The following is a 20,696-nucleotide window of genomic DNA, read 5'->3' as shown; positions in this document are numbered from 1 at the left end:
ACCAAAGGAAGGGTGCAAGGCATCAAACCAACAGCAGTATGAAGGCAAAGAAAATCGCACTGCCAGTTAATCCCCACCAGAGTTGGCGAAACTCCTTCACTGAGAAAACCCAAATAATCGCAATGGTGTAAATTGCAAAGCTAAGCAAATTGGCAGTCATCACTGCACTGCTTTTAGCAATAGGCAAAACCTGGGTCAGAAAAATACTGAGTGCAATGGTAAACAGGTAACCACCGAATACCGCAATCAGGCAGCGACCCGCTACTTCCCAACGATAACGGGCCACGTCTTCTTCAGAGGATTTCTTATTAGTTGCCATAGCACATACCCCGTAAAATAAATCCGTACATCACAAAATATTCCAGCAGTTTGCAACAATTGCGCCAGCCGGAATAAATGACGTTTTAATCAAATTCTCCGGGAAAATTAGCGGTGCCAATAAGAAAAACAAAAAATGCTGATTGAAATTCAACACGCCATCGCAACGGCGGGAATTTAAATTGGTGATAAGCAAACACAGGGAATCACCATTCGCAACAGCCGAATGGTGATAAACGCAACATCAATTGGTCGGACGCTTATCATCCGGATACCAGAATTGTGAATGGCAGCTTTCGCAGGTGTGTTCAATAATTCCACCTGCTTCTTCCAGTCGATCCACATTTTTTTCATCAATCGCACTGATTGCTAAACCCGCTGCATCTTGTAATGCATGGGCACGCTGAACAAACACCGGCCATTGGGCAACAATTAATGCTTCGATCGCTTCAGCGTGCAATTCGGTGTGATGCGTAGAGGTACTAGCCTCCGGATGGGCCACTTTGCGGCCAGGAATTACTAATAGATTGGCAACCTCCCGCAAGGTAATTGCATGGTTGCGTAATTTTTCCCAGTCCTCATCCGTTTCAGGACGAACTTCCGTTATACCCTCTGCGGTGCTAACCGTTGAAATGGAATTCCAGATGGGGTCGATATTAGGATCAATTACCGACAGCATAATTTCCTGCAAGGTTGCTGTGAGTTTGAAATCAGATACGTTAACTGCCACTGTTGACTTAGGGCTTTCCGATGGAGCGGCAACGCCTGTTTGCTTTGTGCAAGCAGACGTTGCGACTAACAGCGCAAGCGTTGCGATAAAAACCCATTTACGCTGCATTTCTTTCATACATTATTAACTCAAATTGCTTTTAACATTCATCGACAATATTAATGGCAACATTAATTTGCGACGAAGCAATAAAACAAACCGGCACCGCCAGTCGCTACCAGGTTTTCCTGGCCACAACCACGGCTTGGATGCGCCGAGTTCCAGGAAGCATTGCCGCCGCCGGTGCGATCAAAGTGACCAACCTGTACCGAACCATCTGCTGCAGTACTGGTGTAGTTCTTACAGGTGTGATCAGCAGCATCGGTAAATGCAGTACCGTCTGTTTTTGAACCGGTGAGAATATCGTGCTGGTTTGGAGTATCACCGGCACCCAATACGCGCTCGCCTTTTTCAGTTAGCGCCTGGTTGCGAGTGAGGTTGCTGCCCAATTGTGCTTGCGCCAACGTATCGCCATGCAAATGGCCAACATCATTCGCGATCAATGCACCTTTTACGTTGTACCATGGACCTTTCCCGATGCGATCACGCGCGTTAATTGCAGGTTTGCCATCAGCAGCCTGCGTGCTCAAATAAGCGCGCCAGGTTTTATTACCGGCACCCGCCGCTTTGGCAAGTGCCTGGCAATGCGCATCTGCACCGGCAAGGCCACCAAGGTTTGCACCTTTACCCAGGCCTACGCTGGTCGTAAAAAAACTGAATTTTTGCAGCGCTTCTTCAGGGCTGATTTGGGGCGCCTGCGGGCGGGGGGTTGCTGCTGTGTTTTGTGCTACTACCGGCAAACTGGTAAATGCAACACCAGCAGATAATAAACTGGTACACAGGGCCAGGGTTTTAAATTTCATCAGTATTTCCTCTATGGTTTTCAGGGTTAAAAATGATTCGTTATGATTTAAAAATTATTAATGAATTAAAATAAAAATTATTGCGGAAATTATCAGGCGGCCATAAAGCCAATTGCCCTGCCCGCCAGCCCTACCCCGAACCATAACAATAGCGAAATAATCGCGGTAACAATTGCGAGCCAACGCTGCGGATTTTCGGCCGCAGCTACTTTGCGATACAACGAATATTGAATGGCTAATGCCACTATAAATAATTTCATCTTGAACCAGAAAGCAGGGTTGGGTGCATACAAAGCCGCGCTTGGAGCTAACATAAACACACCGGATAGCACCAGGAATATTAAGCCGGTTATTACAAATGGCTTGGTGTAGCTCGCTAATTGCGGAGCTGTAAAATGCGTTAAACCAACGCCTAATAAACGCAAGTTGACCAACAGGATCGAGGTGAGTACCAACACCAGGCCAGCAATATGGAACAGCTGTGCAAGGATTCCAAAAACCAACGGCGCCTGACCTAACGATATAGCAATACTGCTATTTTGAATTGCCTGGAAAATTGCTTCTGTACTCATCGCTATCTCTTGGTGCTTTAATTAGCTTGTTTAATAAATCGCTGGTTTTTTTGAACTCAATAACCGGAATCAAGATAAGGAATCAACCGACCCAATATCACCACCAGGCTCCAACTCACCAAAGAGATCCAACCCGCTACTTGCGCACCCGCTGGCAAAACAGCTGCTGTGCCCCACTCACTGGCAGTGCGACCAAATTTCAATTCAAACCAAAGCGCGTTCAAACCGGCGAGAAAAATAAATAGCAGTTTTAGTGGAAACACGGGCGCCTCCACCAATCCAGGACCAGCCGCAAACGTTAGTAGAATCCCGGTTGCAAATGTGATTGTGAACCCGCCTATTAACCATGGGCGCAATTGGTGTAGCAATATATGAACAGGCAAGGTTTTAAAAATAAATCCTGTTAAACGCAGGTCAGTTAATACAATCAATCCGAATGATAATGCGAGGCTCAACAGGTGAGCACCTTCCACGAGTGGATATACATAAAGAGACTCTGCCAGTGAAGTTCCCAGCGGTGAGTCATACATAGTTTGCAGTACATCGGCGGCGCTCATCGTTTAACTCTTTAACTCAATTCAATTCAATTCAATTCAATTCAAATAAATTTAACGCAATTAAATTGGTGCTATGGCATTAATCATTAGGAAAGAGATTTGTAAATTCCTTCTTTACAGGAGGAGCAATCCGCGTCACCCAGCCGCCTTCCTCTTCATAATCCTGAATACCGGCAGCGCCAGCGACCTTAAAACCTTTTTCCGCCAGCAGATCTGCGCCACGCAACGCACGCCCGGCGTGATTGGAAACGGTGACGATAGTGCGATCTTTAGGGATGAATGCCAGGTTTTTTTCCAAATCGGCCAATTGGATACTGAGGTATGCAGCGAAACCACCAATCCGGGTTAACTCATCCGGGCGACGCAGATCGATAAATACCAATTGTTCCGGGTTAGCTAACAACTTATCAATTTGTGCACGGTTCAGCGTTGGGCTTTTTGCTTCATATTTAGTAGCAGGTGCCGCGTCTTGCGCAAAACTCACGGGCGCAATAACGGCAGCAATGATTACTAATAATTTCACGATCAACTTCATAACAACAATTCCTCAACCAAATTAGAATACGCCTGACAGAAAACCAATCCCGCCAGGAATGCCACAGAAAAATTTCAGGATGAATTCACTAGAGCAAGCGCCATACCATCGGTAATATTCCTGCTGAATTTTCTACAAATATTCCCGGATTTGTTTCAGTAGTTTGATTTTTAAGGATTTTTTGAAATATCGGGAAACGGGGATTTTTTTGAATTACATTAGCAAGGAATGAACTTGTTTCTTTTTCAGCAAAACCAATAAACAGAAATGATTAAATATCAACAGCAGTGCATGAAGATCAATGACACAATAAAAAAGCCCTCGCAGCAAAATGTTGCGAGGGCTTTTTTAAAACGACAAGACGTATATTAAGCGCGCAGGTGTTTGTTGAAAAAATCGATGGTTCTGCCCCATGCCAATTTGGCTGCCTTTTCATCAAAGCGTGGTGTTGTATCGTTGTTAAAACCGTGCTGGCTGCCTTCGTAGATAAACGCCTGGTAATTTACCCTGGCTGATTTCAATGCCGCCTCATAAGCTGGCCAACCGGCATTAATACGTTCATCAACACCGGCATAATGAATCAATAAAGGCGCTTTGATTTTCGGCACATCGACCGCTTCCGGTTGACGACCATAGAATGGGACAGCAGCCCCCAAATCCGGTAAACGCGTCGCCAGGAAATTGGAGATTCCGCCGCCGTAGCAGAAACCAACAACACCTACCTTGCCATTCCCATCCGGCAATTTTTTCAGATAATGTGCGGCGTTAACAAAATCTTCCTGGGTTTTGGTTTGATCCAGTTTCTGGAACAATTCACGCGCTTTCTCTTCGTCGCCAGGGTAACCCCCCAACGTAAACAATGCATCAGGAGCGAAGGCGATAAAATTATCCAGCGCTATGCGGCGGGTAATATCTTCAATATGCGGGTTTAAGCCGCGGTTTTCGTGAACCACCAATACGGTTGGTAATTTTCCGGTCGCTTTCGCGGGCTTTACCAAATACCCACGCACTTTGCCATTACCATTAGGAGAATCAATTTCTACATAGGTCGCGTTAATGCGCGCATCATCCGGTTTTATTTGTTGCGCCTCGGCAAATTGCGGGCTCAACGCAGCAAGCAAGCCAGTAGCTGTTACACCGGCAAGGGCTGCATACCTGGCAGCACCAGTGAGAAAATCGCGGCGCGATGCCTGGCCGTGGACATATTGATCAAAAAGTTTTAATACTTCCGGGTGAAAATCATCAGCCGTTTTGCGAGTCATTGCAGGCTCCCTGAATCGTGTTAAAAAAGCTGGCAGGTACACTGCCAGCAACATAGGGACAACTAAAATAGCGACAACTAAATAGCGACAACTAAATAGCGACAACTAAATAGCGACAACTAAAAATTATTTAACACGGCCGGCAAAACCGGGAGTTAATACATTCACCTTATAGGCCGCACCGCGACCTACGATATAAAGGGTCTTTTTATCTTTGCCAGCGAAAGCAATATTCTGTGGTTTGTGCGGCACAGGAATTCCGCCGAGGAATTTACCTTTATCATCAAACACATCTACACCGGTGTTAGACGTTACGTACAAGCGACCATCCGCGTCAATTGCCAAACCATCGGCACCACTGGACAATGCGCCCTGTTCATTTTTTTGCAAGCCATTAGGGATTTTCGCAAAATTTTTACGATCGCTTAAAGAGCCATCGGCCTTGATGGCAAATGACAACACATATTCGCCACCGGTGTTGGCAACGTATAACGTTTTTTCATCGCGACTTAATTGAATACCATTCGGGCGTTCAATTTCGTTGATACCTACAACACGTTTGGTTTTGCCTTCCGGACTGATGTAATAGACACCGGTTTTTGGATCTGCTTTAACATCCTGGCCAGGACCACTGTCGGTAAAATATATGCCGCCATTTTTTGCCAACACCAAATCGTTGGTGCGTTGGAATGCTTGACCTTCATAATCTTTTACTAAAACTTTTTCACGTCCTTTTGGATACACAATACCCACCTGGTTATTGTTGACTTGCACGGTGATCAGGTCACCATTAGGCGCAAATGCCAAACCATTGGAACCGTTTGAATTTTCCAGAAAGGTAGAAATACTATTGTCTGGTGCAATTTTGGTAATACGGTTTGCGCGCGTCTCGGTAAATAAAAAACTGCCATCCGGCGCGGCAATCGGGCCTTCAGTCCCTTCAAAACCTTCTTTGATAAATTGTACCGGCGTGCCTGCATTAACAACACCGGGAATTGCCGGGGTTTTCGCTTCAACAGCAAACGTTGTACTGGAAATTAATACGGGTGCAACTAATGCAGCAGCAACCAAATGTTTAATGGCTTTGCCCAATGGATTTGGCAAACGCGGAAGAAAATTCGTCATAAACCCGGTTCCTCAAAGGCTTTAATTTAAATAAAAATATCGCAACAGAATTAAGGCCGAAAAAGGACCGGCTCCGGTGTTGTGGGCCTTTGCCGGTCAAGATTAGCGTTAGGCGTCGCTACCGTCCCTGTGCCCGCAAAAACAACATGTCGAGCAACAAGTGCAACCGGCTTTCACGGGCAAAGGCGATAGGGTTCGCCTTGCCGGTCATTAATCGGCAAGTGGATATCGCAAGGATCGAGCCAGCTTCATAAGAATTGTGACTTTTATTGCAGAAAAAATTAAACATTTGATTTTTATAATATTTTTTAAAGTCAGCACAAAAATTATTATTTCAGAAAAAAAGAAAAGTGTTTATTTTAAAGCAGGTGACAAATAGATATGCTGGTATGGCAACAGTCGATTGCTGATAAAAAAACGGGCCGCAATTGCGGCCCGTTTTTCAACACACATCGAATAATTAGCCGGCGTATTTAATAGAGCAACCGTAAGGTGCAGTGCTGGGGTTAGGTACTTTCTTACCAGCAGCCAATGCTTCCAACGCTTCTTTTACGTAAGGTTTAGCTTTGGGAATATCTGCTTCGTTAGCAGTTTTAATACTGTCTACACCACCTTTATACACCAACGTACCTTCAGGATTAATAATGAAAAAATGCGGGCTGGTTTGCGCGTTATAGAGTTTTCCGATGGTGCCTTCCGGATCAAGAATAGTGTTAGTTGGAGTTGCACCACGCTTTTTATTCAGGCTGATTGCCGTTGCTCCATCCACATTACCTTGCTTGCCCGGTGCGGAAGAAATGACTTGTAACCAGACTACGCCTTGTTCTGCCGCTTCTTTTTGCAATGCAGGAATATTACCGCTTTTATCGTAATGTTTTACCACATAAGGACAATCGTGGTTGGTCCACTCCAACACTACTGTTTTACCTTTTAAATCAGCCAGGTTAATGGTTGAACCATCAGCCGCTTTACCGGAAAACGCCGGCGCCGCTTTATCGACCACGGGTTCAGCAACTACCTGGGTAGATACCAATGCGAAGGCGAGGCTCGCCAGGGCAACTTTTGCAGATTGACGGAATGACATAATAAACTCCTTATGATTGCTGGATTAAAAAACATAAATTTAAAACATAATTTAAAAACAACGTTACAAAAACTTATTGCCCGCTCACCGCTGCAACAACCAAATCCGGTGTGAGGATTTGCGGCAACTCTTTAGGGCTATCCGCCTGTCCAGCAGGATAAAACACATAGAGCGGCACACCACTGCGATTAAATTTTTTCAGGAATGCAGTGATCTGTGGGTCTCTATTGGTCCAATCCCCTTTTAAATAAACGACACCCTGTTGTTGAAATTGTTTTTTTACTGCATCGGTACTCAATGCAACGCGCTCATTCACAAGGCAACTGATACACCAGGATGCGGTGAAATTTAAAAATACCGGCTTGCCTTCCGCTAATAATGATTGCAAACGCTCATCACTGTACGCTTCCCAATTTGCATCCGCTGCTGCTGACTTTTGTGCAGCATTTGCGGGTAAATTCACTTGCACTCCACCAAATCCAACAGCGAGCAAAACCAATGCCAGTACCGAAGCATTACCGAGGTTACGCTTTCCGTCTGTTGAGGTGCGCGTGCTGTCATAAAGCCAGGCGGCTATAGCGATCAGTAACATTCCACCCAGCGCAATAATGACCGCATCCACACCCGCTTGTTGCACTAACACCCACACCAGCCAAATAGCTGCGGCATACATTGGAAATGCCAATAATTGTTTGGCGCGCTCCATCCACAATCCGGGACGCGGCAACCAACGTTGCAAACGCGGCCAGCAGCTCAACAACAAATACGGCAACGCCAGACCTAAACCAAGGCTTAAAAATATTGCGAGCAATTTCAGCGGCGGCTGTGCAACGGCGTAACCCAGCGCGGCCGCCATAAAAGGTGCGGTGCAAGGTGTCGCGACCACGGTTGCCAGCACGCCGGTGAAAAAGCTGCCACTGTAACCGGGTTTTTCTGTCAATGAAGAACCGACACCTGCCACTGAACCGCCAATAAAAAATACACCGGATAAACTCAAACCCACTGCAAATAATAAATAGGCAACTAGCAATACAAAAATCGGGGATTGGAATTGAAAACCCCAACCTATCTGATTGCCACCGGCTTTTAACACAATCAACAAAAGTGCCAGCACTGCAAAACTTGCCAATACGCCCAACGTATAAACATATCCCTGGCGACGAATTTCTACTGTTGAATAATTGGAATGGCTGACAAGCGATAACGCTTTAATCGACAACACCGGGAATACGCACGGCATTAAATTTAAAATCACACCCCCCAGTAGCGCGAACAACAATGCACTGGCAAATCCAATGGCAAACCCTTCTGCAGTTTGATTGCTTGTAAGCGATTGCACTGGAACATTAATTTCATAACCCCGCACAATGCCTTGTTGCTCTTTAATTACCAACACGCCTGTCAACTTATCCCCTATAACAGCGGGGGCTTCGCCGGTAGGAATTTCCAATTGAATGACATCGGTTAAATTTTTACGTTGTTGCAGATCGCTTTGGCGAATACGCCCCCAGTCGTAAGGATAAAACCAGATATCCTGCACCTGTGCCTGTTGATCTTTCGATAAAGCCACTTGCAATTGCAATTTGCCTTGTGCCGTCTCGGGATCAATTGCACTTTGTTGCGCAGTCACTTCCCATGGGCTCGCAACAGGTACTTGTGCCTGCGCTTCGGCAATCAGTGGACTACCTTCGCCCGTTTCATTTGCATTACCGACAACAGGCAAAGACAAAGCTAATTCGACTTGCTGCGGAATACACTCCTCCGCACATACCAACCAATCCACCAGCGCGCGCGCGGTAAACGTATCACCTACTGCAATAGAAGATGGAACAGAAATTTTACTCAATAGCGTGACACTGTTTTCATAGGCGTAATTGGTGATCGGCCCCATAGAAAAACGGCCGGGTGCAGGCCAAATAATGTCGCTCGCAGATGCACCTTCAGGCAACGTCCAACTGATAGTAGTGGCATTACCGGAATCACCCGGGTTAATCCAGTAGGTATGCCAGTGCGGAATAATCTTCTGGTTAACACCTAAATATATTTCACTCCCGGGAACTACGGCATTTACAGATGCAACCAGTTGCGCCTCAACCTGTGGTGTTGCTGCCCTGTCAGCCTGGGCACCTTGCTGGCTATGAGCAACAGCAGCGCCTGATAACAGCCACACAAAGGCCATACCCCGAAACACACGTAAATATTTTCCAACTCCGGATAACATTCCAGCTCTCTTCTTTATATCTGTGAATTTTTAATAAACGGGTTTTAGTGACTATTCACCCCAATGAGCTGATTCACCCCAATGACCTGATTCACCCCGATGGCTGATTAGCCTCGATAACTGATTAGCCTCGATAACTGATTAGCCTCGATAACTTAACAGCTCCAATCAGTTGGTCGCTATGGGCATCTGCTTAACTATGAGAAATACAATAATACTTTTTTATTGGTTGTGAATTATGAACGCACCAGGCAGAACCTAACAAGGATTACCCTGAATCGAGATTTTTAACCAGAAAAAGTTTCCGGATTAACAAAAATTCACATTACTTGCTGCGCGAAAACGCCCTTGCTTTTTTAAGGGTTTTGGAAATGTTATACCGCCAGGCAATGCATTAGCGGATATCAAGTACAGCTCGGGAGCGCTGATCTCACGCTATGCGGACCGACAACATTCATTACGCCCTGGTGCGCTGGATGGATTGTGGCAAAAGCCACAGATTATCCGTTCAGCATAAAAAAATGTTCGAATATCAGCGCGGCCTGCGCAGCTGAGAGCGCAAGAACAGTGTTATCTATTCAACAAAAATTATTCATCATTGCTTTTAATTCAACAAGCAATCCCCTCCATAAAGTTTGCTTTTGAACAGGCTTATAGCCAACCCATTAACGCTTATTCAAAAATACGGCATTGATAAAATTTTAAAAATTTCTTTTAGTGAATTGATTTTTATGGTGTTGATTTAATCAATCGCCGCTTGAAACAGCGCCACAACTACTTATTCTTTTTGGTTTGTCATTTAAAACAAAGTGTTTTTATTTACACAGATTTTTGTCGCATGAATGACTGGCACAGATCTGGCTATAACGAGATTAACGAAGGAGGTACGCAGGTTTTTCAGCAAGGACAGCTATCCGTTAATTATTAGTCTACGTCATTAATCTGTTGGCATTTATTTGCCGAATTGCCCTAAGGAATTTTTATGAAATTGTTTAGTAAAAAAGCGGCGCTCTTTGCGGCAACCTTATTACTCAGTTCAGCGAGCTTCGCAAAAGAAGTGACCTTGCTTAACGTATCTTACGATCCAACCCGCGAGCTTTATCGCGAATTTAATACTGCGTTTGCAAAACACTGGAAAGCAAAAACCGGTGACGATGTAAAAGTAGAGCAATCCCACGGTGGCTCTGGCAGCCAGGCGCGCGCCGTATTGGATGGCCTTAAGGCAGACGTAGTAACCCTAGCGTTAGCGGGCGATATCAGCCCTCTCGCTAAAAATGGCAAACTGCTTCCGGACAACTGGGCATCACTGCTGCCAAACAACAGCGCACCCTATACATCAACCATTGTGTTTTTAGTACGCAAAGGTAACCCGAAAAAAATTGAAGACTGGAATGACCTGGTGAAATCCGGTGTTGAAGTCATTACACCAAACCCGAAAACGTCTGGCGGTGCGCGCTGGAATTACCTGGCAGCCTGGGCTTACGCCAAAAAGAAAGAAGGCTCGGATACCGCAGCACAAGAGTTTGTGAAAAAGCTTTATAAAAATGTCCCGGTACTGGATTCAGGTGCTCGCGGCTCAACCACTACCTTCGTACAACGCGGCATCGGTGATGTTTTGCTTGCATGGGAAAATGAAGCCCATCTGGCAATCCAGGAAGCAGGTAGCGATGAAATTGAAATTGTTTATCCTTCAATTTCTATCCTGGCAGAGCCACCAGTGGCAGTTGTTAGCAAAAACGCGGCAGCTAAAGGCACCACTGAAGTTGCCGAAGCTTACCTGAAATACCTTTACACCAAAGAAGGCCAGGAAATCGCAGCTAAAAACTTCTACCGCCCACGCGATCCGCAAGTTGCCAAAGCATTTGCCAAGAATTTCCCAACCATTGAGTTCACTACCATTGCCGATTTCGGCGGCTGGGATAAAGCCCAACCACAACACTTTGGTGACGGTGGTGTGTTTGACAAGATTTACGAATCTCCAAAATCGTAATAACTCCGATTGCACGCTTTATACAGGATAAAAATTTCGTTCACCGCCAATTTTCATCCCGTATAAAAATCAGTCGATAACAACACTCGCATAGCGCGAGTGTTGTTTTTTAAACATTAAATTTTCATTTTTGCTGATTTTAAAACATCTATCTGTTTATAAATAAGCTTTTCGTCCTGCAACAAAAAACTTCGTTATAAGCTAATAAAAAATCAGTATTTTTCGTTTATAACCATCGTCCCTATGATTGCGCCGAATTCAGGAAATTATGTTCCTGGATAACGCACAGACTAATTTCCTGCGAGGTTTGTTATGGGAACCCATCGTCCAGAAATCGCCACCGGTATTGAAGATGTACTAGCCGAAATTAAACGTCAGCTGGCACATATTCGTTACGGTTCCGTGGAAATCCAAATCCACAACGGTCAAGTCGTGCAATTGGAAAGCCGTGAGAAAAAGCGTTGGGATAAAGGCGTTAATGCCCGTTAGTTCCAGTGAGTTTTTTAACCGCTTCATCTTTGTTCAATATTTTTTATTAATAAGACTTAAATAAAACACTGACCGGATAACCGGCTGTGACAATCATTTTTCGGAGATTAGCATGTCATTATTTACTCACGCCGTGGCCTCAACACGCTTTCCGCGCAAGACCCTTTTCACTGCCCTGGGCCTGGCGTTATCGGTCAACGCTTTCGCTGGATTCCCAACCCTGTACGGCAAAGTACAAGTTACTGCCGGCCAATACGATTTTGAAAAAATTGATTTCGCACCCACCGCTGCTGGTGCGACCACTTATCGCAATGTGGGTGCAACCAATGTTGCGACCGAACTGGACAGTTTCACTGTAGAAAGCATCGGCTCACGTTTGGGTGTACAAGGTGATTTTGATGCGGCAGCGGGCGTGAACGTGTTTTATCGCGTGGAATACGGTGTGGATTATGACAACGGCACCAACAGCAATGGCCGTGAATTGGTACAACGCAATATTTTTGGCGGCCTGCGTGGCAGCTGGGGTGCGTTGTTGGCCGGTAAAAATGATACTCCCTTGCGCTCACTGGCCGGTCGCAATGGCACCATCGTAAAAAACAGCTTTGTGCCTGCGGTACAAAAAACGGATGTTGACCGCTTCAATGAAGCACCATTGGCTGACATTGGTACCTATCTGGTTGGTGAAAATCGCGTTGATAACGTCATCCAGTACACCTCTCCGATTCTGTTGGGCGGCCTGGAAATTAACCTGGCAGCTGTGCAAGCGGAAGAAACCGGTGTAGAACAATCGGCGACCAACCAACAAGATGACAATGGTTTTGCCTCTGGCCAATCCGTATCTATCGGCTATGGCCAAACTGGCTGGTTTATCGGTGCTGCTTACGAGAACAATGTTGCGACTACCGACGCAGCACGTATCGTGGGTGAAGTGACCTTCGGCCCGGTCAAGCTGGGTGCAATCTACCAAACAGCTGAAGCGCACGACGCCGAAGACGTACTGGGCGGCTTTACCAGCTTTGTAAACGCCACCACCACAACCGTAGGTGCACAAAACGGTATTAACCCTCTGGCCGAGTGGGATGGCGCTGGCGGCACCACTGCTTACAAAGAACAAGATGGATATGTAATCAACGGTGTATGGAAAATTGCTGGCCCGTGGTCTGCCAAATTCCAATACGCCAACAGCACTTCTACTCCCCTCAACACCACTTATTCCGATGTAGATCTCGACGCAATCGCAGTGGGCCTTGATTTCGCATTGAATGATGCAACACGCATTTTCGGTTACTACGCCGATGTTGAAGCACAAGGCGATGCAGCCATCAGCACCAAGGCAACCACCGACAATATCGTTGCACTGGGTATTGATTTCCGCTTCTAGGAATTTACCTCATCAGGCAAATTCACAGCGCAACGCAGGGACGCGTTATGCAGTTTGATTCCCCATAATACCTTGCATGCTATAGCCATCCAAGCACTGTTATAAGCTAATAAAAAATCAGTATTTTTAGTTTTAATGGGCGCACCCTATGATGGCGCCAGACTTCAGAAATTACTCTGGGGAAATGAATAAGAGGTCATTATGGGGACTCACCGCACAGAGCAGGCAGGCCCATCCGCTAACGATGTTGCCGATGAAATTCTTGAAGAAATCAAACAACAGCTGGCTTTTATTCAATTCGGCTCGTTGGAAATTCAGGTTCACAATGGGCAGGTAGTACAGATTGAACGGCGTGAAAAAAAGCGCTGGGAAAAAGGTGTCAACACCAAATAAATCGGTGCAACTTGCCAACAAAATTTAAAAATTTTTGTTTAAAACTATCAATAAATACCACTCACCGGACCACCGGATGTGATTTGTGAAAAACTGGAGATTAGCATGTCATTTCAAAGCAAGTGGTCGGTTGTGCGATCACAAGTCAGAAGCACAGGATTCAAACATAATTCATTAGCATTGCTCGTTGGTACCGCACTTTCTGCCAACGCATTTGCAGGCTTTCCTACGCTGTACGGAAAAATTCATTTAACAGCCAATCAATACGATTTGGAAAAAATTGATTTCGCACCTACCGCTGCTGGCGCGACAACTTATCGTCACATTGGCGCAACCGGTGTGACGACCGAACTCGACACTTTTGCACTGGAAAGCACCGGCTCACGCCTGGGTGTGCAAGGTGATTTTGATGCGACTTCCAGCGTGCAGGTTTTTTACCGCCTGGAATACGGTATTGACGTTGATAACGGCACCAATGCCAATGGTCGCGAACTGACCCAGCGTAATATTTTCGGTGGATTGCGCGGCAGTTGGGGTTCGATTTTAGTGGGCAAAAACGATAGCCCGTTAAAAACCTTGCAAACCAACCCGGTATTGCGTACCGACCTAGACCGTTTTAACGATTCCCCGTTGGGCGATATCGGTACCTATATTGTCGGTGAAAACCGTCCGGATAACGTAATCCAATACACCTCGCCCATTTGGTTTGGCGGCCTTGAAGTAAACATCGCGGCAATCAGTGCTGAAGAAACCGGTGTTCCTGTGAGCGGAACCAACCAACAGGACGATAACGATTTTGCATCCGGCAAATCTGCATCCATCACGTACGGTAAAGCCAAATGGTATGTGGGTGTGGGTGTTGACTCAAACATTGCTACCACGGATGCAATTCGCGCAGTAGGTGAATTCACTGTTGGTCCATTTAAATTTGGTGGTATTTATCAAACCGCAGAAGCACACGACGATGTAGATTCATTGGGTGGACTTTCTACATTCGTAGGTACTAACGGCACAACACTGGGCGCACAAAATGGCTTGAACCCACTCAGTGAATGGGATGGTGCTGCTGGTAATGCCTTTAAAGAACAGGACGGTTTTATCGTTAACGCGCAGTGGAAAATTGCTGGCCCATGGTTGGCAAAAATCCAATACGCAAATTCCACCACCACACCAACCAACGCTGCTTATAAAGATGTTGACCTGGAAGGTGTGATTATTGGCCTGGATTACAACTTCAACCCGAATGCGCGCGTGTTTGCCACGGTTGCCAGCGTTGAAGTAGAAGGCGATGAAAAAATCAGCACTAAAGCCACTACCGATACCGCATCGGCATTGGGTTTTGATTTCCGTTTCTAATTCTTACAATATTTTTCAGAGAGCAAAACATTATGAAATTTAGCGCACGATCCATTGGTAAATCAGCAGCGGCGATTATCGCAGCCAGTTTGCTGTCCGGCAGCGTACTGGCCAAAGATATCAATTTGTTAAACGTATCCTATGACCCGACACGCGAACTTTATCGCGAGTTCAACGCCGCTTTTGCTAAACACTGGAAAGAAAAAACCGGCGATAACGTCCATGTGGATCAATCACACGGTGGTTCAGGTGCACAATCGCGCTCAGTAATCGACGGTTTGAAAGCAGACGTAGTTACCCTTGCACTGGCGGGTGACATTGACCCTATCTCCAGCATCGGTAACTTATTGCCAAAAGACTGGGTTACCAAGTTGCCAAACAACTCTGCACCTTACACATCTACCATTGTATTCCTGGTACGCAAAGGCAATCCCAAACACATTAAAGATTGGGATGACCTGGTCAAAAAAGGTGTAGAAGTAATTACGCCAAACCCGAAAACCTCGGGCGGTGCACGCTGGAATTATTTGGCAGCCTGGGCGTTTGCTGAAAAGAAACAAGGTAAAGATAAAGCCGGTGCACAAGCATTTTTGCGCGATCTTTATAAAAATGTGCCTGTTCTGGATACCGGTGCCCGCGGCTCAACCACGACCTTCGTACAACGCGGAATTGGTGATGTATTGATTACCTGGGAAAACGAAGCATTCCTGGCGGTTAATGAATTGGGTGAAGATGAAGTCGAAATTGTTGTTCCCAGTATTTCAATCCTTGCCGAGCCATCTGTAGCGGTTGTTGATGAAAATGCAAAAGCCAACGGTACTACTGAAGTTGCCAAGGCTTACTTGCAATATCTCTACACTAAAGAAGGCCAAAACATCGCTGCAAAAAATTATTACCGCCCACGCGATCCACAAGTTGCTGAAGCTTACGCAAAAACCTTCCCGAAACTGGATCTGGTTACCATCGAAGATTTCGGTGGCTGGGTAAAAGCGCAACCAGAACACTTTGGTGACGGTGGAATTTTCGATCAGATTTATCAGTAATTTCTGAATCCCTCCCTGGCCTTTCCCTTGAAACGCAGCACGCAGCCAAGGGAAAGTCGGGGCGGGAATTAAGGGGATTAAAAACCAGTTTCCTGACCACAGGTACTAAATTAGAGAGTTGTACATGAGTGAAATTACCGCTACGGCGCTGGCATCAGCGTCGCCTGTCCCGAGCGCAAAAAAACGCTGGGTGAAAAAATCGGTGCTACCGGGTTTTGGTTTATCACTTGGACTCGCCGCACTTTACGCCAGTCTGATTGTATTTATCCCACTTGCAGGACTTGTACTTAAATCATTGGAACTAAGCTTGCCAGAACTCTGGGAAGTTATTAGCAACCCACGCTCAGTTGCCAGTTACAGGCTTACTTTTGGCGCTGCATTTACAGCCGCTGGTATTAATTTATTTTTTGGTTTGATCGTCGCGTGGGTTTTGGTGCGTTACGATTTTTTTGGTAAACGCGTTATTGATGCCTTAGTGGATTTACCATTTGCATTACCCACCGCTGTAGCCGGTATTGCACTCACTGCGCTTTACACCACTAAAGGCTGGGTTGGCCAATGGTTTTGGCTCGCCGATATTAAAATTGCTTATACCTGGTTGGGTGTAACTGTTGCGCTAACGTTTATCGGGCTGCCATTTGTGGTGCGAACAGTACAACCAGTCCTGGCCGATCTCGAATCTGAAGTTGAAGAAGCGGCAGCAAGTTTGGGCGCATCGCGCTGGCAAACTTTTAGCCGTGTATTATTACCTGCGCTATTACCATCACTCTTAACCGGATTCGCACTCGCATTTGCACGCGCAATTGGCGAATACGGTTCCGTTGTTTTTATCAGCGGTAACATGCCTTATAAAACTGAAATTACCCCATTATTAATCATGACCAAACTGGAACAATTCGATTACGCCGGTGCGGCAGCATTGGGTACGGTTATGCTGGTGTTTTCTTTCGTTTTATTATTACTTATTAACTTGCTCCAGCATTGGAGCCACAAGCGTACAGGAGGCTGATTATGGCTGGCGCAGTTTCATCATTAAATCGTAAAACCGGCACGGCCCATGCTGCCACTAGTGAAGCCCCCTGGGTACGCATTGTGTTAATTACCACAGCGTTAACGTTTCTAGCACTATTTTTATTTTTGCCATTAGTTGTCGTTTTTAAAGAAGCCTTTACCAAAGGTATCGATGTTTATCTGGCTTCCGTGAGCGAACCTGCTGCTGCACATGCGATAAAGCTAACCCTTATCGCCGCGGGCATTGCAGTCCCCTGTAATGTAATTTTTGGTTTGGCAGCAGCATGGGCAATCGCCAAATTTGATTTTCGTGGCAAGCAATTTGTTATCACCATGATCGATTTACCGTTTGCCGTTTCCCCCGTTATTGCCGGTTTGATTTATATGTTGTTGTTTGGTCGCCAGGGGTTTTTTGGCCCATGGCTGGGTGAACACGATATCCAAATTATGTTTGCCGTACCCGGCATAGTGCTCGCTACTGTATTTATTACTTTCCCGTTTGTTGCGCGCGAATTGATTCCGCTGATGCAAGAGCAAGGCAAAGAACAAGAAGAAGCTGCGATTACACTGGGGGCCAGCGGCTGGAAAATGTTTTGGCGAGTGACCTTGCCCTCGGTGAAATGGGCCCTGCTCTACGGCATGATTTTGTGTAATGCGCGAGCAATGGGTGAATTTGGTGCGGTGAGTGTGGTGTCCGGAAAAATTCGCGAACAAACCAATACATTGCCGTTGCATATCGAAATTTTGTACAACGAATATCAATTCGCTGCCGCTTTTGCTGTCGCATCGCTGTTAGCACTGTTGGCATTGGTAACACTGGTATTGAAGAGCCTGCTGGAATGGAAAGCAGCGCGTGAACATGAGCTGGCCGTACGTGCAGCAAGTGCTCAATAACCACTGAACAGTAACCAACGAAAATAGTCGATTTATTTGCGCGAACTCTTAATTAACGAGAAAACTCTATGAGCATTCAAGTCCGCAACCTACACAAACATTTTGGTAATTTTACGGCGTTAAATAACGTTTCACTGGATTTCCCCACTGGCGAACTGGTTGCCCTGCTCGGCCCATCAGGTTGCGGAAAAACAACATTGCTGCGCATTATTGCCGGCCTGGAAAATCCGGATGCAGGCAGCGTACTTTTCCACGGTGAAGACGCAACCAATGTACACGTACGCGAGCGCAATGTCGGTTTCGTATTCCAGCATTACGCCCTGTTCCGCCACATGACAGTATTCGATAACGTTGCGTTTGGTTTAACCGTGCGCCCGAAAGAAACGCGCCCGAGCAAAGAATTTATCAACAAACGTGTGCATGAATTACTGGAGTTGGTACAACTGGATTGGTTGGCAGATCGCTACCCGCACCAATTATCCGGCGGCCAGCGCCAACGTATTGCGTTAGCACGTGCGCTCGCGGTTGAACCTAAAGTTTTATTATTGGATGAGCCTTTCGGTGCACTGGATGCAAAAGTGCGTAAGGATTTGCGTCGCTGGTTACGTCGCTTGCACGATGAATTACATATCACCTCTATTTTTGTAACGCACGACCAGGAAGAGGCTATGGAAGTAGCTGATAAAATTGTGGTGCTTAATAAAGGCCAGATCGAACAAATTGGAACACCGGACGATATTTACAACAATCCGGCCAGCCCGTTTGTGTATGACTTTATCGGCCAGGTGAATTTATTCCATAGCCGTGTGAATGATGGCTGGGCGCACATTGGCGATTATAAATTGCCTGCGCCGGAGCACGATGGCATCAACGACCAGGCTGCGATTGCTTACGTGCGCCCGCATGATATTGAATTGAGCGAGCAACCAACCGATGGCGCAATTGCTGCGCAAGTCGCTCATGTCAGTACCGCAGGTTCAGTATTGCGCATTGAGTTGCAACATCAACTCAACAGCGATGTATTGCACGTAGAACTGCCGCGCGCGCAAGAACGTTCCCTTAACCTCAGTGTGGGTGCACGAGTGTTTGCACGTCCTACCAATTCCAAAATATTCTTGCAGAAGTAAAATTTTCCCTTGTGTATCTTCAAGGCGGCGACGAAAGTCTCCGCCTTTTTTATTGGTTGCAATATTGATCTCCCTTTTCACAATATCGAAAACGTACTTTTTTGTAGCAACTTGCCAATTTTTTCATCAGCCTTGCATTTTTCCTGCACCAAAAACCACCTTATCTGTCGTGTCTATAGTGATTCTTTCCGTTATTCATTTTGTTATAAGTTTATAGATTTAAATTCCTTCTTAAGTGTGCAATTTAACGCATAGAATGCTTACATAAATTTACCAGTAGTAATTAATACTTATTTTTTAGCGTTACGTTAGCGTGCATTAAAGTTAAGAGCATTACAAAAAAATTAACAATCGGTCATTACGGTTAGATACACCAACACGTCATAACAACTCTATTTGGGCTAAAAACTTTTTTTGAGGAATCATCGTGAGCCAGGAACTTAAACAACCGGTTCTTTTATCCCTGGAAGGAGGCAATGCGCAACCATTATCGGTGAGGGCAAAAGCCTTGGTCTTTTCCGACCCTATCTCTGCAACGCTGCTCGAATATATCGAGCGAATTGCACCCAGTGAGGCACCAGTGTTGATTGGTGGCGAAACGGGTACTGGTAAGGAATTGGTCGCGCGCCACATCCATCTATTAAGCGGACGCAAAGGCCCTTTCCTTGCCGTTAACTGCGGCGCGATTAGCGATCAATTGGCAGAGAGTGAATTGTTTGGTCACGAAGCCGGTGCATTTACCGGTGCGGTGGGCAAACGCGAAGGTTGGTTTGAAGCCGCCAATGAAGGTACTTTATTCCTCGATGAAATTGGCGACCTGCCTTTGCCCTTGCAAGTAAAACTTTTGCGGGTGTTGCAGGAAAAAGAAGTGGTACGTATCGGTTCGCGCAAATCGATTCCGGTTAATGTGCGCCTGGTCGCTGCCACCAACGTGGATTTGGACTACGCCGTGTCCGCCGGACATTTCCGCCGCGATTTGTTATACCGCATTAATATTGCGCACGTAAAATTACCACCATTGCGTGAACGCCCGGGCGATGTAATGCCATTGGCCGAACACTTTTTAAAAACCTACGCGCAAAAAATGGGGCATCGCCTGCCGCAATTTTCACCGCAAGCGGTTGAATTGTTATTGCACTATGGATGGCCTGGTAATATTCGCGAGTTGGAAAATGTGGTGCATTTTGCGTTGCTGGTCGCCAGCGGCGATAAAATTGAAGCCTCGCATTTAAAAGTGACCGGCGGCTGGAATACAGGCAGCAATTTCCAACAAGTTGCGCAACCAGTGCATGCACCGCAATTTGCACACCAACCGCCGCAAGGTATAAATACTTCACCATATTCCGGTGGTAATTATTCCAATGGCTTCGGTAACCATGCTGCCAATTCCAACGGCACAGGTTCAGGTGATAGCGATGATCCTATGACAGCGATTGCCAAACAATTGCGTCGCTTGTTTAGCGAGCAAGGTAATGGCAATCACTTTGATAACCTGGAAAGTTTAATTGTGCACGAAGCGTTTTCCCATGTGCGTTCAAACCAGGTGCATGCATCTGCCTTGCTGGGAATTTCCCGCAACGTAATGCGCACACTGTTAAAGCGCCATGGTTTGCTGGTGGATTCAGGGTTTAGCAAAAACATTGACCATCATGCGCTGGATAACGAACAGGATTTATCGTCATTGGAATCCAGTTTTGCGAGTTAAT

The 20,696-nt window shown here is 46.0% G+C and carries 20 protein-coding genes; 10 read left to right on the top strand and 10 right to left on the bottom strand.

Annotated elements, in window-relative coordinates:
• Positions 1 to 22: 22 nt before the first annotated feature.
• From A596_RS01005 to A596_RS00960, 10 genes are all read right to left on the bottom strand, one after another.
• The gene (locus A596_RS01005) at positions 23 to 319 is read right to left on the bottom strand and encodes a DUF3649 domain-containing protein (protein WP_200882831.1); all 297 of its coding nucleotides are present in this window, start codon (positions 317 to 319) and stop codon (positions 23 to 25) included.
• 243 nt (positions 320 to 562) lie between these two features.
• Positions 563 to 1,165 carry a cytochrome c gene (locus tag A596_RS01000; protein WP_052417093.1) on the bottom strand — a complete coding sequence of 201 codons (603 nt, stop codon included), beginning with the start codon at positions 1,163 to 1,165 and terminating at the stop codon, positions 563 to 565.
• Positions 1,166 to 1,218: 53 nt separating this feature from the next.
• Positions 1,219 to 1,950: a hypothetical protein gene (locus tag A596_RS00995; protein ID WP_039911984.1), complete on the bottom strand. Its 732-nt coding sequence runs from the start codon at positions 1,948 to 1,950 to the stop codon at positions 1,219 to 1,221.
• 92 nt (positions 1,951 to 2,042) lie between these two features.
• Entirely contained in the window at positions 2,043 to 2,522 is a 480-nt protein-coding gene (locus A596_RS00990; RefSeq protein WP_039911981.1) for a DUF6644 family protein, read from the bottom strand.
• A 56-nt stretch (positions 2,523 to 2,578) separates the two neighbouring features.
• A complete protein-coding gene (locus tag A596_RS00985) occupies positions 2,579 to 3,079 on the bottom strand; it encodes a hypothetical protein (protein WP_052417092.1) in 501 nt (166 codons plus the stop codon).
• 79 nt (positions 3,080 to 3,158) lie between these two features.
• Complete coding sequence (locus A596_RS00980; RefSeq protein ID WP_039911980.1) at positions 3,159 to 3,614, bottom strand: rhodanese-like domain-containing protein; 456 nt, start codon at positions 3,612 to 3,614, stop codon at positions 3,159 to 3,161.
• A 368-nt stretch (positions 3,615 to 3,982) separates the two neighbouring features.
• Positions 3,983 to 4,876 carry a dienelactone hydrolase family protein gene (locus A596_RS00975; RefSeq protein WP_039911978.1) on the bottom strand — a complete coding sequence of 298 codons (894 nt, stop codon included), beginning with the start codon at positions 4,874 to 4,876 and terminating at the stop codon, positions 3,983 to 3,985.
• A 126-nt stretch (positions 4,877 to 5,002) separates the two neighbouring features.
• The gene (locus A596_RS00970) at positions 5,003 to 6,001 is read right to left on the bottom strand and encodes an SMP-30/gluconolactonase/LRE family protein (protein WP_052417091.1); all 999 of its coding nucleotides are present in this window, start codon (positions 5,999 to 6,001) and stop codon (positions 5,003 to 5,005) included.
• Positions 6,002 to 6,461: 460 nt separating this feature from the next.
• Entirely contained in the window at positions 6,462 to 7,085 is a 624-nt protein-coding gene (locus tag A596_RS00965) for a redoxin domain-containing protein (protein WP_039911976.1), read from the bottom strand.
• A 73-nt stretch (positions 7,086 to 7,158) separates the two neighbouring features.
• Complete coding sequence (locus tag A596_RS00960; protein WP_235425588.1) at positions 7,159 to 9,306, bottom strand: protein-disulfide reductase DsbD family protein; 2,148 nt, start codon at positions 9,304 to 9,306, stop codon at positions 7,159 to 7,161.
• Positions 9,307 to 10,288: 982 nt separating this feature from the next.
• Between A596_RS00960 and A596_RS00955 the strand changes: the two genes are divergently transcribed.
• The 10 genes from A596_RS00955 to A596_RS23780 all read left to right on the top strand — a co-directional run bounded on the left by A596_RS00955 (position 10,289) and on the right by A596_RS23780 (position 20,695).
• Positions 10,289 to 11,296, top strand: coding sequence for a sulfate ABC transporter substrate-binding protein (locus A596_RS00955; RefSeq protein ID WP_039911975.1), 1,008 nt, complete (start codon positions 10,289 to 10,291; stop codon positions 11,294 to 11,296).
• A 312-nt stretch (positions 11,297 to 11,608) separates the two neighbouring features.
• The gene (locus A596_RS22515) at positions 11,609 to 11,785 is read left to right on the top strand and encodes a YezD family protein (RefSeq protein WP_084127872.1); all 177 of its coding nucleotides are present in this window, start codon (positions 11,609 to 11,611) and stop codon (positions 11,783 to 11,785) included.
• 112 nt (positions 11,786 to 11,897) lie between these two features.
• Positions 11,898 to 13,166, top strand: a complete 1,269-nt coding sequence (locus A596_RS00950; RefSeq protein ID WP_039911973.1) for a porin — start codon at positions 11,898 to 11,900, stop codon at positions 13,164 to 13,166.
• Positions 13,167 to 13,367: 201 nt separating this feature from the next.
• Positions 13,368 to 13,559 (top strand): YezD family protein, encoded by a 192-nt coding sequence (locus A596_RS00945; RefSeq protein WP_039911972.1) that lies wholly within the window; start codon positions 13,368 to 13,370, stop codon positions 13,557 to 13,559.
• A 105-nt stretch (positions 13,560 to 13,664) separates the two neighbouring features.
• Complete coding sequence (locus tag A596_RS00940) at positions 13,665 to 14,915, top strand: porin (RefSeq protein ID WP_039911971.1); 1,251 nt, start codon at positions 13,665 to 13,667, stop codon at positions 14,913 to 14,915.
• A gap of 32 nt (positions 14,916 to 14,947) precedes the next feature.
• Positions 14,948 to 15,958: a sulfate ABC transporter substrate-binding protein gene (locus tag A596_RS00935; RefSeq protein WP_039911970.1), complete on the top strand. Its 1,011-nt coding sequence runs from the start codon at positions 14,948 to 14,950 to the stop codon at positions 15,956 to 15,958.
• Positions 15,959 to 16,082: 124 nt separating this feature from the next.
• Complete coding sequence (gene cysT, locus A596_RS00930; RefSeq protein ID WP_039911969.1) at positions 16,083 to 16,967, top strand: sulfate ABC transporter permease subunit CysT; 885 nt, start codon at positions 16,083 to 16,085, stop codon at positions 16,965 to 16,967.
• 2 nt (positions 16,968 to 16,969) lie between these two features.
• A complete protein-coding gene (cysW, locus tag A596_RS00925; RefSeq protein WP_039911967.1) occupies positions 16,970 to 17,863 on the top strand; it encodes a sulfate ABC transporter permease subunit CysW in 894 nt (297 codons plus the stop codon).
• Positions 17,864 to 17,931: 68 nt separating this feature from the next.
• Complete coding sequence (locus A596_RS00920; RefSeq protein WP_039911966.1) at positions 17,932 to 18,990, top strand: sulfate/molybdate ABC transporter ATP-binding protein; 1,059 nt, start codon at positions 17,932 to 17,934, stop codon at positions 18,988 to 18,990.
• 427 nt (positions 18,991 to 19,417) lie between these two features.
• Positions 19,418 to 20,695 carry a sigma-54 interaction domain-containing protein gene (locus A596_RS23780; RefSeq protein WP_052417090.1) on the top strand — a complete coding sequence of 426 codons (1,278 nt, stop codon included), beginning with the start codon at positions 19,418 to 19,420 and terminating at the stop codon, positions 20,693 to 20,695.
• Position 20,696 lies beyond the last annotated feature (1 nt).

Source organism: Cellvibrio mixtus subsp. mixtus J3-8 (assembly GCF_000766945.1).
Classification (GTDB): domain Bacteria; phylum Pseudomonadota; class Gammaproteobacteria; order Pseudomonadales; family Cellvibrionaceae; genus Cellvibrio; species Cellvibrio mixtus_A.
This window is presented reverse-complemented; position numbering and strand designations above follow the sequence as displayed.

Bases quoted from the DNA above. Each gene is read 5' to 3' on its own strand.
- A596_RS01005 (WP_200882831.1), bottom strand. From the start codon at position 319: ATGGCAACTAATAAGAAATCCTCTGAAGAAGACGTGGCCCGTTATCGT.
- A596_RS01000 (WP_052417093.1), bottom strand. From the start codon at position 1,165: ATGAAAGAAATGCAGCGTAAATGGGTTTTTATCGCAACGCTTGCGCTG.
- A596_RS00995 (WP_039911984.1), bottom strand. From the start codon at position 1,950: ATGAAATTTAAAACCCTGGCCCTGTGTACCAGTTTATTATCTGCTGGT.
- A596_RS00990 (WP_039911981.1), bottom strand. From the start codon at position 2,522: ATGAGTACAGAAGCAATTTTCCAGGCAATTCAAAATAGCAGTATTGCT.
- A596_RS00985 (WP_052417092.1), bottom strand. From the start codon at position 3,079: ATGAGCGCCGCCGATGTACTGCAAACTATGTATGACTCACCGCTGGGA.
- A596_RS00980 (WP_039911980.1), bottom strand. From the start codon at position 3,614: ATGAAGTTGATCGTGAAATTATTAGTAATCATTGCTGCCGTTATTGCG.
- A596_RS00975 (WP_039911978.1), bottom strand. From the start codon at position 4,876: ATGACTCGCAAAACGGCTGATGATTTTCACCCGGAAGTATTAAAACTT.
- A596_RS00970 (WP_052417091.1), bottom strand. From the start codon at position 6,001: ATGACGAATTTTCTTCCGCGTTTGCCAAATCCATTGGGCAAAGCCATT.
- A596_RS00965 (WP_039911976.1), bottom strand. From the start codon at position 7,085: ATGTCATTCCGTCAATCTGCAAAAGTTGCCCTGGCGAGCCTCGCCTTC.
- A596_RS00960 (WP_235425588.1), bottom strand. From the start codon at position 9,306: ATGTTATCCGGAGTTGGAAAATATTTACGTGTGTTTCGGGGTATGGCC.
- A596_RS00955 (WP_039911975.1), top strand. From the start codon at position 10,289: ATGAAATTGTTTAGTAAAAAAGCGGCGCTCTTTGCGGCAACCTTATTA.
- A596_RS22515 (WP_084127872.1), top strand. From the start codon at position 11,609: ATGGGAACCCATCGTCCAGAAATCGCCACCGGTATTGAAGATGTACTA.
- A596_RS00950 (WP_039911973.1), top strand. From the start codon at position 11,898: ATGTCATTATTTACTCACGCCGTGGCCTCAACACGCTTTCCGCGCAAG.
- A596_RS00945 (WP_039911972.1), top strand. From the start codon at position 13,368: ATGGGGACTCACCGCACAGAGCAGGCAGGCCCATCCGCTAACGATGTT.
- A596_RS00940 (WP_039911971.1), top strand. From the start codon at position 13,665: ATGTCATTTCAAAGCAAGTGGTCGGTTGTGCGATCACAAGTCAGAAGC.
- A596_RS00935 (WP_039911970.1), top strand. From the start codon at position 14,948: ATGAAATTTAGCGCACGATCCATTGGTAAATCAGCAGCGGCGATTATC.
- cysT (WP_039911969.1), top strand. From the start codon at position 16,083: ATGAGTGAAATTACCGCTACGGCGCTGGCATCAGCGTCGCCTGTCCCG.
- cysW (WP_039911967.1), top strand. From the start codon at position 16,970: ATGGCTGGCGCAGTTTCATCATTAAATCGTAAAACCGGCACGGCCCAT.
- A596_RS00920 (WP_039911966.1), top strand. From the start codon at position 17,932: ATGAGCATTCAAGTCCGCAACCTACACAAACATTTTGGTAATTTTACG.